This window comes from Algoriphagus taiwanensis, from assembly GCF_036245645.1.
GTDB lineage: Bacteria > Bacteroidota > Bacteroidia > Cytophagales > Cyclobacteriaceae > Algoriphagus > Algoriphagus taiwanensis.
In genome coordinates, this window is sequence record NZ_BTPE01000023.1 from 1 (window position 1) to 15,814 (window position 15,814).

Below are 15,814 nucleotides of genomic sequence, written 5' to 3' on the forward strand. Positions count from 1 at the left end.
GAAGAATGAAGCATGAAAAAAGGGCTCCGAAAAACGAAGCCCCTTCATTCCACTTGGCAGATTCTATTGCTGGTAAGTTGCTCCTCAGCAGAGCTTATGTCCTCTTCAAACCTGCACGGGATTTTAAGAAATTTTCTAATCAAAGGCACCAACTATTTTTGACCACATTACCATTAAAAACAAAGCCCTGACTTTTTGATCAGGGCTTTGTTTTTTTAAGTGTTTTCCTCTTCTAATACACTCTCATTGGCAGTGAATGGATTGGATTTGCGAAGCAGCCCATCCGGAAGTTCCCCTTCCGTACTTGCCACCACGGTGGTTACGACCACGTCTCCGGTGACATTGACTACGGTACGGAACATATCTAATATCCTATCCGGAGCCATAATCAAGGCAATGCCAGCAGCAGGTACGCCGATGGATTCCAATACCACGATAAGCATAATCAATCCAGCCCCCGGAACCCCTGCTGAACCAATGGCCGCCAAAGTAGAAGTAAGAACGATCATGAGCTGTTGGGAAAGAGAAAGGTCCATTCCCAAAGCTTGTGCGATAAATACTGCAGCCACACTTTGGTAAAGGCTGGTTCCGTTCATATTGATAGTCGCTCCAAGGGGAAGTACAAAGGAGGTAATGTTTTCTGATACTCCCAGTTCCTCTTCGGTCAACTTCATGGTGACAGGAAGAGTAGCTGAACTCGAGCTGGTAGAAAAAGCCAAAAGCTGTGCGGGACGAATAGCCTTGAAAAAGTCAGCATACTTAACTTTGGTGAAGCTCTTGAGGAGAAGTGGGTAGATCACCAACATCATGAAGAAAAGACCACCGAGTACGATCAAACTGTATTTGAGCAAGGCCAAAAGCAAATCAATCGCTGCATCCGGATTGTCTCCGGCTATTTCTACAATTAGAGAAGCCATCAAGGCAAAAACCCCATAAGGTGCGATCAACATGACATAGTTTACCACTTGGATAATCAAATCATTGAATCCATCGAAGAACGCAATCACAGGCTCTGCCTTTTTCTTAGGGATTTGCAAAAGGGCAATCCCGGCGATGATGGCGAAAAACACCACCTGAAGCATAGCTGCATTGTCTGTAGTGGCCTGGAATAGGTTTTGGGGAACCATGTCCACAATTGGCTGCAGAGGACTTTGTTCCTTGAGTTCGGCAGCTGCCAATGCTCTTGCCCCTGCATCTCCTTCATAGAGACTCATCAGGTTTTCCCGGGTTTCGGCCGGAAGGCCTTTACCGGGGACAAGAATGTTCACCAGAAACAAACCGGTACAAATGGCGATGACGGTAGTAATGAGGAAAGTCACGATGGTTTTTCCTCCGATTCGGCTGAGTTTGGAGATATCTCCCAGATTGGAAACCCCGATAATCAGTGAGGCCAAGACCAATGGCATAGCTATCATTTTCAAGCCATTGATGAAGATAGTCCCGATCGGTTTGATCCAATCCAGGGTCAGCCAGGCAGGAATCCCTGTTTTGATGGCCACGATCCCGTACACCAGACCCAAAACCAGTCCGATGATGATTTGTGTATGAAGGGGTATTTTTTTCAGCATGATCTGGAATTAGATTTCTTCGAGTTTATTGGTTTTTGACAAAAGCAGGTAGTCAGCCAAGACCAAGGCGGCCATGGCTTCAACAATGGGAACTGCCCGAGGTACTACGCATGGGTCATGCCGGCCTTTTCCGCTGACGGTCACCGCTTCTCCTGCTTCATTGATGGAATCCTGGTCTTGCATGATCGTAGCTACAGGCTTGAAGGCTACACGGAAATAAATATCTTCTCCATTGCTTATTCCTCCCTGTATGCCTCCGGAATGATTGGTGCGGGTCTTGATTTTTCCCTCTTCCTTGACCATGGCATCATTATGCTGGGAACCCCTCATTTTCACCCCCTCAAAGCCGCTTCCATACTCAAAGCCCTTCACGGCATTGATACTCAGCATAGCCTTGCCCAGTTCTGCGTGCAATCGGTCAAATACAGGCTCTCCAAGCCCGGTCGGTGTGTTTTTGATGACACAGGAAACTACCCCACCTATCGTATCCCGGTCAAGTCGGACCGAATCGATAAGTGCAATCATTTGTTCAGCAGTGGCCGGGTCAGGACATCGGACAATATTTTCTTCAGCCTTGGACAAGTCCAGTTCTTGATAGGGAATTTGCATAGAAAGATCACCTACCTGAGAAACATACGCTTGAATGGAGATTCCTTTTGCTGCCAAAAACTGCTTAGCGATTGCACCGGCTGCTACTCGGGCGGCAGTCTCTCTTGCACTGGATCTTCCTCCTCCGCGGTAGTCCCGGATTCCAAACTTTTCGAAATAGGTATAATCAGCATGGGAGGGACGGAATTTATCTGCGATGTGGGAGTAGTCTTTGCTTTTTTGGTCGGCATTGGGGATGACTATCCCGATAGGTGTTCCGGTAGTCTTTCCCTCAAAAATTCCGGAGAGGATTTCAATATCATCCTCTTCTTTTCGCTGTGTGGTGATTTTGGATTGCCCGGGTTTTCTGCGCTGCATTTCTTCCCGGATTTTATCCAAATCCAGTTCCAGTCCGGCCGGGCAGCCGTCTATGATGACACCCAGAGCTTTTCCGTGGGATTCCCCGAAGGTGGTGATTCGGAAAAGCCTGCCAAATGAATTCCCCATTATTTTTTTCTGATGATCAGTACTGCCAATAACACGACGGCACCGATAAGTAGCAAATTGATAGCGGCCGTAAAATAATATTTATATCGCTCGTTTAAAAACTGATTGTTTTCGGTGGCGATTCGGTCGTAGATTCCTCCCAGACGCTGACCGGATAAAGCTTGATTGACTTTGGACTCTCCGGTGACCAATATCTTCCCTTCGGGTCTCAGCGTATCATATACCGCTCGCACCGGGTCAAAGTATATCCAGTTGAAATAATCCTCCAAGGGATATTCTCCGGCCTCATTAAGCGTGATGAAATAGCTGAACTCTTTGATCCCTGACACTCTTCCATACCCTCTGTTGATTTGCTGCTGCACGTTGGGAGCAAAGGTGTTCAGATTTGCCTGGGAAATTTTCCTTGGCTCCTGAATGGCATTGATATTTCCCACTCCGCTGATTCCAAAATTGTAATTGAATCCTTTTCCGGTTTCTACTTCCAGCGTGGAGATGTTTTCTCTCAGTTGATAAACGCCCACCGCTACTTCGTTTTTCAGCGGATGGGGAGGAAGAGGCTTCACCGTGATGGTCTTTGCGGAGGAGTAAAAGGTCTTGAAGTCCTCTTGACGGTTTGAACCAAAGAAGGAAGGATTTTTCGCCACCCGGTATTTGATCATTTCCCAAGGAACTCTGGGGATTTCGATTTTCCCTTCGGAAAAAGGAAAGAAGGTCGCCTCGTAAACTTTGTACTTATTCCATTTTTTCCCGTTAATCTCCACCACGCTGGGTTCGATATTGGTGATGTTGAAGTTTTCTTCCCAAGCATTGGCAGGCTTGATCTTCTTCAGAATAGCATCCAGCTGTTTTCCCGGCTCATACCAGGTGAAAGGGGCCTGATTTTGATCAGACATGTAAAAAGCAATATTTACAGTTACTCCCTCCCCAGCGAAGATTTCCTCTTTGTCCACGGACACGGCAAAAAAAGCATCATCCTCCAGTTCGATATATTCTGGCTCCTCGGCAGTACGCCCGAAGAAGTCTGCGAAAGGATCAAATACATTTCCCCCTGAGCTCTGGGAACTTACCGGGTCATCCACGGTGATGGTCTTCCCCGGAGATGAAAAAGAGGCTCCATTGATCTCCATTTCAAAAGAGGGAAGGGTGAATTTCCCTTTGCGGGTGGGTTTATAATATTGGATGATGCTGTTGGTACTGCTCATCTGTCCGTTGATGATATTCATCGAGGAGGACTGAGAAATGCCCTGCTTTTGGAAACCGGGTATCTCGGGAAACTGATCGTAAGATTTGATCTTGTCGTTGGAAAGGGTGGCCTTGATGGTGAAGGTTTCATTCAAGCCCAGCTGATCGGGTCCGAGCTCAATCTGCACTTCCTGTCCCGAGACATTGCCAACAATAAATAGGGCAAGGCATACGAATAGAAGGTTCCGGAGCGTTTTTACCATGGTTGCGAAAATAGGGATAATTCTTGGCTTAAAGCTTCCAAAATAACGCAACATCTATGGAAAAGACTTCGTAGGAAAACTTAAAATCAGTTAATAAACCCAAATCAATCAGCTATGCTAGAATATGTGAAGACCATTTTGCAAAAAGTAAGCTTTAGCAGATATCTGTTTGAGCGAGAGTTGAAAAAAGGCCTTCGGTATCTGATGCCGAGCGAAATTGAGGAATTCAGGGATTGGTGCTACGAAATGTTTGGACGATTGTACCTCCCGATCCTAAACCGTCATTTTAGACCAACTTATTAAATAATCCACGACGAATGCGAAAGCCCCGGAACCTTGAGGAACCGGGGCTTTCTTATTATAGGTTGGTGTGGTGTATTTAATCTTTGGAAGCAAAATCCGGATAAGCCCGCATGCTGTGCTCGTTGATATCAAGTCCTTCGGTTTCTTCATTTTCGTGAACCCGAATACCCACGGTACGCTTGAGGGAGAAGAAAATCAGCCAAGAGGTAGCGAAGCAGAAAAGTCCAACAGCTGCCACGCCCAATAGCTGGGAGTAAAGCTGTCCCCATCCGGCTAAATCACCGAAAATGCCGACGGCAAGGGTTCCCCAGATTCCACCGACAAGGTGAACTGAAATAGCACCTACCGGATCGTCGATTTTGATTTTGTCAAAAAGGACGACGGAGAATACAATAAGGCCTCCCCCGATGAATCCGATGATCACTGAGTCCAAAACTCCCATTTGGTCCGCACCTGCGGTGATGCCTACCAAGCCGGCCAAAATTCCGTTCAAGACCATAGTGATATCGTAGGTTTTAAACTTAAGGAAAGAAACGATCAAAGCCCCGATGGCTCCGGCTGCTGCTGCAAGTGAAGTAGTCACAAATACGCGGGATACCGCTCCAGGGTCCGCGCTGAGTACTGATCCTCCATTGAAGCCAAACCAGCCGAACCAGAGCAAAAACACTCCGATCGTAGCCATGGGTAGGTTGTGACCGGGAATGGCTTTCATGCCCTGAGGCGTATATTTTCCGATTCTTGGCCCCAAAAGATAAGCTCCCACCAAAGCCCCCCAGCCTCCTACAGAGTGGACGATGGTCGATCCAGCGAAATCATAAAACGGCGTACTGAGCTCGTTCAGGAATCCTCCTCCCCACTTCCACATGCCTACAATAGGATAGCAAATACCAACATAAAGAAGGGAGAAGGTGATAAACGGCCCCAATTTGACTCGCTCAGCTACTGCACCTGAAACGATGGTAGCTGCTGTGGCAGCAAACATGGCCTGGAAAATGAAGTCGGTAAAATAGGTGTAGCCCGCATTGTAATTGCTGCTGTCCCAGCCCTCAGGGAGGGAAAGTCCAAAACCGGCAAAGCCAAAAATGCTACCGGCAAAGTCGGCTCCCGGGTACATGAGATTGAATCCAACAAAGGCATAGGTCAAAAGCCCAATGGCTGGAATGATCGTATTTTTAAACAGAATGTTTACCGTGTTTTTGGCCCGGGTGAGTCCCGCCTCCAAAGTGGCGAATCCCAAGTGCATGATGAAAACCAGGATCGTGGCTATCATCATCCAAAGATTATTGACCGTAAAAAGGTCTTGTACAGGTTCTTGCATAGGTTTGAATAGGTTCGGTGTTAGAAATTAAAGCGCGGCTTCTCCGGTATCGTTGTTTCGGATTCGATAGGCTTCCAAGACATCGTAGATAAAGATTTTTCCATCTCCTACTTCGCCTGTTTTTCCCTCTTTGAGAATGCATTGGATCACACTCTCAGCCAATTCATCAGGCACCACGATTTCCAGCTTGGTTCTTGGGATGTAAGCTGGTTCGTAGGGGATTCCCCGGTACATTTCCAGACGGGCATGCTCAAAACCCATCCCTTTGATCTCATAAAAGGAGAGGAATTTCACCCCCATTTTGGAGACACAGGTATGGATTTGATCAAATCGGGAAGTCCGGATGATCGCTTCAATTTTTTTCATTTTGTCAATAGGTTAAATGGTTTTTTGAGATTATGGCATGAAAGTAAGATAAAAATTAAATTAAAATCAAAATAGGGTCTAAAAAATACTCGATTTGCTAAAAAAAATGTTTCGGAATCGATTTCCTCTTTTGTAAAATACCAGATAGGGTAAAAAAGTATATAATTTTTCAAAAAATGAGTTAAAAAGTAAACCCAGTCGATCTAATTAAAATGAGTTTGGTCTTGGGAGATAAACTCCTAATTTTGCCCGCGATTGAAAGAAAGACATGACTCAAAAACCAACACTACTTGTTTTGGCAGCCGGGATGGGCAGCCGCTACGGAGGAAATAAGCAGATTGACGGTTTCGGCCCAAATGGGGAAACCATTTTAGAATATTCGATTTTTGATGCAATCCGGGCTGGATTCGGGAAGGTCGTTTTCATTGTTCGAGAGGAAATCCTCGAGGTAGCTAAGGAAAAATTCCTTCCCAAGTTGGAAGGAAAAATCGAAGTGGATTGGGTGATTCAGTCCTTGGATAGCTTTGTGCCGGCCGAACTGAAGCAAGCTGACCGGGTGAAGCCCTTCGGCACTGCCCATGCCGTGCTTTGTGCCAAGGATGCGATCAAAGAACCTTTTGCGGTAATCAATGCGGATGACTTTTATGGCAAAGAGGCTTTTGAAGTATTGGGGAAGTTCCTTTCCATTGAAGTCCGTCCTGACCTCCATGCCATGGTAGGCTATGCGATTCAGAATGTGCTTTCCGAAAATGGCACCGTCAGCCGTGGCGTCTGCGAAACCAACGAGAAAGGACAGCTAATCGGAATGACCGAGCGCACTTCCATTGCCCGGGAAGGAGAGAAAATTCTCAGTCGAGGTGAAGGAGAGGTGTTGGAGATTGCCGAAAATACGCCGGTGAGTATGAACTTTTGGGGTTTTCACCCGGATGTGTTTGCAGACATTGAGGCCATGTGGAATGAATTCCTTCCGGCCAACCGGGAAAACCTGAAGTCAGAGTTTTATATCCCGACCGTAGCCAATAATCTGATCAAAGCGGGAAAAGCAGCCTTTGAGATTCTCCCGGGAGGAAAAGTTTGGTTTGGGGTCACCTATACTGAAGACCGTCCGGTAGTCATCGAAGCATTGAAGAAGTTGCACGATTCAGGTGAATATCCTTCACAATTGTGGTAAAAATGAAAGAGGCTTCGGCCTCTTTTTTAATTCCTGATTTTTCCCTTTTCCACCTCAAAAAAACTTACCTCTGAATCCGAAGTTTCTCGTTTAACTCCTTCGGTAATGTTCCAAATACGTGAAAGGAGTTATTTCTTTTCCGTCTGATCCTAAACATCAATCAAAATCAGGTCAAGCTCTTCCAGTTTGGAAAAGGCTTTATCTGCTGTGACTATGGGGATGCCAAATACCAAAGAAGAAGCGGCGATGATCGCATCGGGAAGTCTTACTGAGTATCTTTTTCGTAATTCAATGGTCTGCTCTTTGATTTTGGAGTTCCATTCTATCACGAAGCAATCATTGATTAGTGATTTTAATTTTACCTCCTCAGAGGTTGTTATTCCCTTGAAGCCTAGAAGCTCGACTTCTGTTACAAACGAGATTGCAAAATCAAATTGGAGAAAAGGCTCCGTGATTTTTTTTCCTTCATGGACATAGATTAAAAAATTCGTGTCAGCAAAAAAATCAACTTTCATTCTCTCTCATTTCATTTTGGTACTCCAAACCATCCAGATTCCTTTTCAGATTACCAAAGTGCTTTTCAAGTTTTCCCGGTTTACCGGTCTTTTTCAACTTATTTTCAAGGATTTTAGCAACCTCTTTTTTGCTGTTTTTCCCGATTTTTATAGTCATGGTGCTTTATGCAGGTAGGTCATTGGTATTCCGTTGATTAACATACGAATTCCCTCCTTAAAAGTAAACAGAAAATCAAAATTAGGTCTTATCTGCTTCAAGCTAATTTCTGACCACTCCCTTTTCCACATCAAAAAACTGACCTCTGAATCCAAGCTTCCCAAAATACTTTTGATCGTTTGGGACGGGCATCAGTTAGAAAGGAATGCTTAATTGCCTAATGAATGGCTTCCAAGAACAACTCCCAAGTGAAATTGAAATCTAATCCTTAGGTTTAGCTTTACTTGAAAAGGGAAAATCATTTTGAGAACTTCAAAAAAACTCTATTTAAAAGATTTCTACTTTGTTAGATCAGTCAGTAATCTTATATTTTCACTATTTTTGTATATCAAGGAAATTTCAGGAAAATCAATCAAACAATTTTTATCATTGGGTTTTGCATAATAAATTTGAATTGGTGCAAATTCCCGAAATTCCAATTCTGTTTTTCTTTTAGAAATTGTGTTTATAGAAATTAAATAATATTCTATTTCATTTTTCACTAAGCTATCAACTAATGACAATGCAGTTAATCTGCACTTTTCACAATATCTTTCATCATATATAAGGTATATTCCATCATTAAAAAACAAATCACATTTTTCCTCTTTACAAGAGAAAAGTATCATAAGTGATAAAATATTCATCTTCCAAGATTTTTTCATAATTTAATATGTTTAATCCATCTTTACTTACAAAAATATTTGTTTTAACATAATTTCCATATCCTAAATAATATTCCTGTTTAAAATTTCTTGAGGAATCAAGCACTATTATTCCTAGAGGCTTCGTTCTTGGTTGTAAGTAAGGGTTTAATTCGTCTTCATTAACAGGATATTCAACAATACGATAATATTGATTTCTATATTTATCATAAATCACATTTCCATAGTTTAAGGAATTCATAAATATGGAAAATTCTTGAGATTCATGTTCTGGAATCACCTCGTCAATCGTTTCTACGATATGTCTTTTGGGATAAGTTGTTGTAGTTTTGCATAGAGTGGATGAAAATTTTTTTGAAATATTGTCGAAAAAATGAATTGAGTCTAAAAGGGAAAAGGAGTAAATTATCCCAAGGTCAATAGATTCTTGTGAAACGAAATTTTGGTAAAGGGGGTAGACTTTTTGACTATACTCTAATGGAAAGCTAATACATTCTTTAACTTCCTGATTGCTTTTAAGGTCATAAATATATTGAAAGCAAGATTTTTCAATTTGCTTGTATTCATCCGGCGAGTGATATAAAGAAGGGCTATAAGAAGTTGGTGAGGTCATATAAATTTTCTCATCCTTAAGGATAATTGTGGATTGGTTTGTGGCTAGTGGAATTCTTCCTCGGTTTTCATTTGAGAAATTCAATCGATACATCTCACTTTCACCTCCCCTTAGATTTGTCAGATAAAAATGCGTTATATTTTTTGGCAAGAAAAATATCGAATCATAACTTAAATAATGAAAATGATGTGAATCTCCAATACCATTTGGTCCCTCTTTCTCGAATTTTATTTTACTTGTTAAATTCAGGGTTGATAAACTATAAATATAAAGATTGTATGAAGCTGGGCTAAAAACCATCAGCATTTCTTCACCATTTTCTTCAATGACTTGTATTGAATTTCCAAAATTTGCAATCTCATTATCAAGTTGAATTTTTAGAGTTTTAACTTTTGAAGGAATTTCCAAATCTTCTTTGGTTACTTGACCTTTGCATGCGCACAAGAGAAATATTATGAGTAAACGTTTCATTTTTATTCTAAAATAGAATTTAAAAAGACCTCCATTTAATAAGAGGCCTTTTACATTTGTTTTAGGGGTTTTTTGGTGTGCAGTCTGGATTTACTTCAAAAGCACATGCACTTCCAAAATTCACACAATAACAGGCATCTTCTTCAATTATCATTGCGGCGTTATTCATAGATGAACCACACACAATGCACCCTTGAGCTTTTGCAGGCTGATACCCGGCAAAACAAATTCCTCCCAACAGAGAAAGGAAAATCCCGAAATTTTTTAGTTTTTTCATTATCTTATAAAATTTGAACTTGTTATGAAGTTAAAAAAAAATTAAGAAACCAAATTTTTTTTAAAAAATTTTTCAATTTTCCAAAGCAGATATTTTCCCCATTTCCACCCCAAAAAAACTGACCTCCGCATCCAAACTTCCTAATATACCTCTGGATCGCTCGGGCCGGGCATCGGTCAGAAAAATCTGCCCAAAAGTTCCTTTGGACACCAGTTCCATCAACTTGGCGATTCGCTCATCGTCTAGTTTGTCAAAAATATCATCCATCAGCAGGAGGGGTTTTTCTCCTTTTGCTTTTTCAAATAGCCGGAACTGGGCCAATTTCAGAGCAATGGTAAAGGACTTTTGCTGACCCTGACTGCCGATTTTCCGGATGGGGTGGCCCTCGATCTGAAAGTCAAAATCATCCTTATGAATCCCTGCGTTACTGTTTTTGGTGGCAAAATCCTTGGGTCGAAGACTTGTAAAATAGCTTTCAAAATCTTCTCTCAGAACCTCTGTCTCATAGTTGACCCCGATGGTTTCCTTGCCTGAGGAGATCTGCTCGTAAAACTGCTGCAGCACAGGAATCATCTCTTCGAGCAGGGACTTTCTCTTTTCTCCCAAAATCCGGCTAAACTGGATAAGCTCCCTGTCATAGCCTCCCAATAAGGTCAGGTCACGCCGGCCCGTCTCTGCAAACTGTTTGAGCAGGGCATTGCGCTGCTTGAGAAAGTGATGATAGCGAATCAGCTGATCGAGGTAGGAATGATCCAATTGGGAAATCAAGCCATCGAAAAACCTCCGCCTTCCTTCACTACCCCCTTTGAGCAGTTCTGTGTCGTCCGGAGCGATCAGCACAAGCGGAATCATCCCCACATGGTCGGCAGTTTTGGCATGGGCACTTCCATTGACCCAAATCTGCTTTTTCTTTCCCGACTCAAAGGAGCAACGGACCTCGACCTGCTTTTGATCAATTCGGTATTTGCCAATGATGGAAAAAAAATCAGTTCCATGTTGGATATTGAGCGTGTCACTGCTTTGTACCGCACTTTTTGTCAGGGAAAGGTAGTGGATTGCATCGAGGACATTGGTCTTTCCGCTTCCATTGAGTCCTACCAGGCAGTTGATCTCCGGGCAAAACTTAAGGCTGGTTTTCAGGTGGTTTTTAAACTGGATCAGATTGAGTGACTCCAAGATCATGGAAGCGGGAATTATTTGAATGGCATCCTGATTTTTAGGTCGGGATTGCTATATTTGGGGCCTAAAATAGCATATTTTGATTCAAGCGATATGGCAAAGAAAGCGACAGCAACCAAGTCCAAGGTAAAATATTCCAAAGAAACCTATGCTTACTGGTATGAAAGCATGCTCTTGATGAGAAGGTTTGAGGAAAAAGCCGGACAACTTTATGGTCAGCAAAAAATCAGAGGCTTCTGCCACCTGTACATCGGGCAGGAAGCTTGTGCATCAGGAGCGATTACGGCATTGACCAAGGATGACAAGTGGATTACAGCTTATCGTTGTCATGCACATCCACTAGGCTTGGGTACAGACCCGGGAGCGGTGATGGCAGAGCTTTTTGGCAAAGCTACAGGTACCACTAAGGGAAAAGGTGGCTCCATGCACATTTTCGACAAGGAAAGAAACTACATGGGCGGTCACGGAATCGTAGGCGCTCAGGTTCCTATGGGCTTGGGCATCGGTTTCGCCGAAAAATATGCCGGGACCAAGAATCTTTGCATTTGCAAGATGGGTGACGGAGCAGTTCGTCAGGGAGCTGTTCATGAGGCTTTCAACTTGGCCATGCTTTACAAGTCCCCGGTCATTTTCGTGATCGAAAACAACGGATATGCCATGGGTACCTCAGTGGCCCGTACGTCCAATGTGACTGAATTGTACAAAATCGGTGAAGCTTACGATATGCCTTCATTCCCGGTAGACGGGATGAATGTGGAGGCAATTCACGAAGCTGTAGCTGAAGCTGCCGAAAGAGCCCGAAGAGGGGATGGACCTACCCTTTTGGAGTTCAGAACCTATAGATACAAAGGACACTCCATGTCCGATCCTCAGAAATACCGAACCAAGGAGGAAGTAGAAGAATACAAGCAAAAAGATCCTATCGAGCAAGTACTTCACACCATCCGTGAAAATAAAATCATGACCGAAGAGGAAATTGAGGCCGTGATCAAGAAGGTGAAAAAGCAGGTGGACGAAGCCGTGAAGTTTGCGGAAGAGTCTCCATGGCCTGATGGACAGGATGCCTTCAAGGATGTGTATGTTCAGGAGGATTATCCTTTTGTAATGGAATAAAGTCCTGTCCCGACTGAAGAAAGCCATGAAGTCTTTCCTGCTTCATGGCTTTTTTGTTTGGGCTTGTAGATTTGATAAAAACCGTATATTTGCGACCGAAATTTGAGTAACATGGCAACGAAGCAATCTAAAAAAGCAACTGAAAATGAACTTTTGGAAAATCCAGAAGTCATCGCTGAGCGAATTGGCAGAGGTGAAGCTTTTTTGAAAAAGAATAGCAAAATATTGGGCGGTGTATTGATCGCTGCAATTGTATTGATCGGAGGGATTCTCTTTTTCCAGATCAACAATCAAAACCAGAATGAAAAAGCACAGGCTGAGATGTTCCAAGCGGTGTACTTTTTCGAGCAAGACAGCATCGAGTTTGCACTCAACGGTGACGGAATCAATAAAGGTTTCCTTTCCATCGTAGAGGATTATCCAAGAACTGACGCTGCTAATCTGGCCAATTTCTACATCGGTTCCATCTATCTTTCTGAGAGAAAATTCCAGGAGGCATTGGACTACTTAGAGGATTTTTCTTCTGATGATTATTTGGTTCAGTCCAAAGCCTATTCTCTTATCGGAGATGCCAATTTGGAATTGGACAATACCGATGCGGCTATTTCTAACTATACCAAGGCTGCACGAACCAACGAGAACAAGTTTATGACGCCCAAATACTTGGCTAAATTGGCCGTAGCTCAGGAAGAAGCAGGTAAGATTGCTGATGCTATAGCTACTTACACCGAAATCGAAGAGAAGTATTTCGAATCGTACGAGTATTCTGCTGCGCGAAAACATAAAGCACGCTTAGAGGGCCTTGCCGCTAAGTAATGCTTCTGTATACAAGCATACTAGAGGAGTAGGGCCCGGGGTCTTACTCCTTTTTGTTTTTATTTCCAGTCTTTTAAATCAAATCAACCTATGGCAACAGCCAATAAAAGTCTGAGCGATTACAGCTCCAAAAATATTCAAGATATCTCCGAGAGGAAGTTTGCCATTGTCGTATCCGAGTGGAATGAAGATGTCACAGAAGCCCTATATTCTGGAGCATATCAAACACTCCTTCAGCATGGTGCAAGGAAGGAAAATGTCATCCGAAAAAATGTGCCCGGTTCATTTGAGTTGAGCCTTGGCGCCCAGTGGTGTGCACAGGACGAAAGCATCGATGCAGTTATCTGTTTGGGATGCGTGATTCAGGGTGAAACTCGTCACTTTGACTTCATCTGCGATGCGGTAGCCCATGGCATCACAGAAGTAGGCCTGAAGTACAACAAGCCGGTGATTTTTGGTGTTCTCACACCGGACAATCAGCAGCAGGCCTTGGACCGTGCGGGAGGAAAACATGGCAACAAGGGCGATGAAGCTGCCATCACTGCCATCAAAATGCTCGGATTTTAATTACAAACCTATTTCCTATTTAATCCAGAATCCATGAAAATCATGAAGTTTGGCGGCACTTCTGTGGGCCGCCCTGAGCGCATGCATCAAGTCAAAGACTTGATTACCCGTGGGGACGAACCCACTATTGTGGTGCTATCCGCACTATCCGGTACAACCAATGCCTTGGTGGGAATCGGAGAAGCTTTGGCAGCAGGGGATAAAACGCTGGCAAAGGATCGAATTGACACCTTGCATGCTCATTATCTGGCTTTTTATCCTGAACTACTTAAGACGCCCGGGGCAAGAGCCCAGGCAGAAGAGATTATCCGGGAGCATTTCGAATTTTTGAATATTCTGCTTAAGATTTCCTTCAATGAGGCGATCAACCGGGATATCTTGGCTCAGGGAGAAATGCTTTCCACCAAGCTTTTCTACACTTTGCTCGGAGAGTTGGAGATACCTGCGGTGTTTCTTCCAGCTTTGGATTTTATGTCTATCGATGAGAATTCTGAGCCTGAGCTGCCGAAGATTTCAGAAAAACTAAAGGCTATTCTGGCGGAACATCCTCAGGAAAGACTCTTTATCACCCAAGGCTATATTTGTAAAAATCACCGAAATGAGGTCGATAATCTGAAGCGGGGCGGGAGTGACTACACGGCGTCACTTGTAGCTGCGGCGATTCATGCTTCGGTCTGCGAAATCTGGACAGACATCGATGGTATGCACAACAATGACCCGAGAATAGTGGATCGTACTCGTCCTATCGCGGAATTGTCCTTCGATGAGGCGGCTGAGTTGGCCTATTTCGGAGCCAAAATCCTCCACCCGGCTTCCATTTGGCCGGCACAATTGCATAATATTCCGGTCAAATTGCTCAATACTATGCAGCCGGATGCAGGAGGTACACTCATCAAAGCTTCGGTAGAAACTACCGGGGTGAAGGCCATTGCTGCCAAGGACGGCATCACCGCCATAAAAGTCAAATCCAGCCGGATGCTCTTAGCCTACGGTTTCTTAAGGAGAATCTTCGAGATCTTCGAGAAGTACAAGACTCCCATCGATATGATTACCACCTCCGAGGTGGCAGTCTCTGTAACCATCGATGACCTGAGCCATTTGGAGCAGATTTTAGAGGAACTTCAGGCTTTGGGTTCGGTAGAGGTGGACAGAAATCAGACCATCATATGCATCGTAGGGAATATGGTTTCTGAGACCAAAGGAGCAATCAAATCGGTGATGGATTCCTTGGTGGACATTCCGGTGAGAATGGTTTCCTACGGAGGTAGCCGTCACAATGTATCCATCCTGGTAGATGCCCAATACAAAGTTCAGGCGCTGAAAAACCTGAATGAAGGGGTGTTTAGCTGGTAGAGATTAGAAACCACAGGTCAAGAGATCCAAATCTTGATCTGTGGTTTAAGATTGGGTTTTGAAAGGAATTAAAAGTAACTTATCCCAATGAAGACACTAAAGATCAATATTCCAGATACGGTGGATTTCGATGATAAGGAAGCACTTATGGCAATAGCCGCTAGGTTGTACGAGAAGGGGAAGCTTTCTCTTGGTCAGGCTGCCGATGTAGTCGGAATGTCAAAGGCTTCATTTATCGATGCATTAGGTGATTATGGAGTATCATTTTTTAATTATTCTGTCTCTGATCTTGAACGAGATGTAGAAAATGGAAAAAATTATACTCTCTGATACCAGCTGTTTGATTTTGCTGGAAAAAGTAGGGGAATTGGAGCTTTTGAATAAGTTGTTTGGACAAATAATTATCACTCCTCAAATAGCTGAAGAATACAATCAAGGATTGCCTGAATGGATAAAGAGATTGAGACTCCGGAGAATAAATCCTATCAGACCATTCTTTCCATTTCCTTGGATAAAGGCGAATCCAGTGCAATTGCTTTATGTCTCGAAAAAAACAACCCTCTTCTGATTATCGATGACCTAAAAGGAAGAAAGTTTGCGCAAAATCTAGGGATTAAAGTAACTGGTACATTGGGCATTTTTATTTTAGCCAAAGGAAAAGGTCTAATTCCATCCATTAAACCTATTCTGGAAAAAGTAAAAAAGACTGATTTCAGGTTCAGTAAATCCTTAGAGAATAAAATCCTCTCTTTGTGTAACGAAACATAAACGCGATTTCAATTC

At 43.3% G+C, this 15,814-nt stretch carries 19 protein-coding genes and 1 pseudogene; 9 read left to right on the forward strand and 11 right to left on the reverse strand.

All coding sequences use genetic code 11. The annotated features are described in order from the left end of the window. Positions 1-215 precede the first annotated feature (215 nt). From AAA938_RS19505 to AAA938_RS19515, 3 genes are read right to left on the reverse strand one after another with little or no spacing between them, the layout of a single operon-like run. Positions 216-1,568, reverse strand: a complete 1,353-nt coding sequence (locus AAA938_RS19505; RefSeq protein ID WP_338230515.1) for a dicarboxylate/amino acid:cation symporter — start codon at positions 1,566-1,568, stop codon at positions 216-218. Positions 1,569-1,577: 9 nt separating this feature from the next. Further along, positions 1,578-2,663 (reverse strand): chorismate synthase, encoded by a 1,086-nt coding sequence (gene aroC / locus AAA938_RS19510; RefSeq protein WP_338230517.1) that lies wholly within the window; start codon positions 2,661-2,663, stop codon positions 1,578-1,580. Further along, a complete protein-coding gene (locus AAA938_RS19515) occupies positions 2,663-4,108 on the reverse strand; it encodes a BatD family protein (RefSeq protein WP_338230519.1) in 1,446 nt (481 codons plus the stop codon). Before AAA938_RS19515 ends, aroC begins: the two co-directional genes overlap by 1 nt. 114 nt (positions 4,109-4,222) lie before the next feature. On the opposite strand from AAA938_RS19515, the gene AAA938_RS19520 reads away from it, so the two are divergent. Beyond that, positions 4,223-4,411 carry a hypothetical protein gene (locus AAA938_RS19520; RefSeq protein ID WP_338230522.1) on the forward strand — a complete coding sequence of 63 codons (189 nt, stop codon included), beginning with the start codon at positions 4,223-4,225 and terminating at the stop codon, positions 4,409-4,411. Between the two features lie 76 nt (positions 4,412-4,487). Here AAA938_RS19520 and AAA938_RS19525 read toward each other — a convergent pair whose 3' ends face one another. Further along, positions 4,488-5,729, reverse strand: a complete 1,242-nt coding sequence (locus tag AAA938_RS19525; RefSeq protein WP_338230523.1) for an ammonium transporter — start codon at positions 5,727-5,729, stop codon at positions 4,488-4,490. Between the two features lie 27 nt (positions 5,730-5,756). Beyond that, a complete protein-coding gene (locus AAA938_RS19530) occupies positions 5,757-6,095 on the reverse strand; it encodes a P-II family nitrogen regulator (protein WP_338220792.1) in 339 nt (112 codons plus the stop codon). Between the two features lie 268 nt (positions 6,096-6,363). On the opposite strand from AAA938_RS19530, the gene AAA938_RS19535 reads away from it, so the two are divergent. After that, positions 6,364-7,266: a nucleotidyltransferase family protein gene (locus AAA938_RS19535; RefSeq protein WP_338230525.1), complete on the forward strand. Its 903-nt coding sequence runs from the start codon at positions 6,364-6,366 to the stop codon at positions 7,264-7,266. A 149-nt stretch (positions 7,267-7,415) separates the two neighbouring features. Here the strand turns inward: AAA938_RS19535 and AAA938_RS19540 are convergent, their stop codons facing one another. The 6 genes from AAA938_RS19540 to recF form a co-directional block, all read right to left on the reverse strand. Next, the gene (locus AAA938_RS19540) at positions 7,416-7,781 is read right to left on the reverse strand and encodes a type II toxin-antitoxin system VapC family toxin (protein WP_338230526.1); all 366 of its coding nucleotides are present in this window, start codon (positions 7,779-7,781) and stop codon (positions 7,416-7,418) included. Beyond that, positions 7,771-7,938, reverse strand: a complete 168-nt coding sequence (locus tag AAA938_RS19545) for a hypothetical protein (RefSeq protein ID WP_338230528.1) — start codon at positions 7,936-7,938, stop codon at positions 7,771-7,773. Before AAA938_RS19545 ends, AAA938_RS19540 begins: the two co-directional genes overlap by 11 nt. A gap of 338 nt (positions 7,939-8,276) precedes the next feature. Next, positions 8,277-8,624: a hypothetical protein gene (locus tag AAA938_RS19550; RefSeq protein WP_338230529.1), complete on the reverse strand. Its 348-nt coding sequence runs from the start codon at positions 8,622-8,624 to the stop codon at positions 8,277-8,279. Next, the gene (locus AAA938_RS19555) at positions 8,587-9,726 is read right to left on the reverse strand and encodes a DUF4221 family protein (RefSeq protein ID WP_338230531.1); all 1,140 of its coding nucleotides are present in this window, start codon (positions 9,724-9,726) and stop codon (positions 8,587-8,589) included. The genes AAA938_RS19550 and AAA938_RS19555 overlap by 38 nt, the downstream gene beginning before the upstream one ends. 61 nt (positions 9,727-9,787) lie before the next feature. Beyond that, positions 9,788-10,003, reverse strand: a complete 216-nt coding sequence (locus tag AAA938_RS19560; RefSeq protein WP_338230533.1) for a hypothetical protein — start codon at positions 10,001-10,003, stop codon at positions 9,788-9,790. A gap of 72 nt (positions 10,004-10,075) precedes the next feature. Then, positions 10,076-11,185, reverse strand: coding sequence for a DNA replication/repair protein RecF (recF, locus tag AAA938_RS19565; RefSeq protein WP_338230535.1), 1,110 nt, complete (start codon positions 11,183-11,185; stop codon positions 10,076-10,078). A gap of 90 nt (positions 11,186-11,275) precedes the next feature. Here recF and pdhA point away from each other — a divergent pair, with 90 nt between their 5' ends. The 7 genes and pseudogenes from pdhA to AAA938_RS19595 all read left to right on the forward strand — a co-directional run bounded on the left by pdhA (position 11,276) and on the right by AAA938_RS19595 (position 15,799). Beyond that, on the forward strand, positions 11,276-12,295 hold the full coding sequence (pdhA, locus tag AAA938_RS19570; RefSeq protein ID WP_338230537.1) for a pyruvate dehydrogenase (acetyl-transferring) E1 component subunit alpha: 1,020 nt from the start codon (positions 11,276-11,278) through the stop codon (positions 12,293-12,295). Between the two features lie 111 nt (positions 12,296-12,406). After that, positions 12,407-13,111 (forward strand): tetratricopeptide repeat protein, encoded by a 705-nt coding sequence (locus AAA938_RS19575; protein ID WP_338230538.1) that lies wholly within the window; start codon positions 12,407-12,409, stop codon positions 13,109-13,111. A gap of 90 nt (positions 13,112-13,201) precedes the next feature. Beyond that, entirely contained in the window at positions 13,202-13,678 is a 477-nt protein-coding gene (gene ribH, locus AAA938_RS19580) for a 6,7-dimethyl-8-ribityllumazine synthase (protein ID WP_338230540.1), read from the forward strand. 33 nt (positions 13,679-13,711) lie between these two features. Continuing rightward, a complete protein-coding gene (locus AAA938_RS19585) occupies positions 13,712-15,031 on the forward strand; it encodes an aspartate kinase (protein ID WP_338230542.1) in 1,320 nt (439 codons plus the stop codon). Between the two features lie 87 nt (positions 15,032-15,118). Then, complete coding sequence (locus tag AAA938_RS19590; protein ID WP_338230544.1) at positions 15,119-15,361, forward strand: UPF0175 family protein; 243 nt, start codon at positions 15,119-15,121, stop codon at positions 15,359-15,361. Next, positions 15,339-15,413: pseudogene (locus AAA938_RS20335) on the forward strand (DUF3368 domain-containing protein); the annotation flags it as partial. The gene AAA938_RS19590 and the pseudogene AAA938_RS20335, both read left to right, overlap by 23 nt. A 65-nt stretch (positions 15,414-15,478) precedes the next feature. Beyond that, on the forward strand, positions 15,479-15,799 hold the full coding sequence (locus AAA938_RS19595; protein WP_338230546.1) for a PIN domain-containing protein: 321 nt from the start codon (positions 15,479-15,481) through the stop codon (positions 15,797-15,799). Positions 15,800-15,814 lie beyond the last annotated feature (15 nt).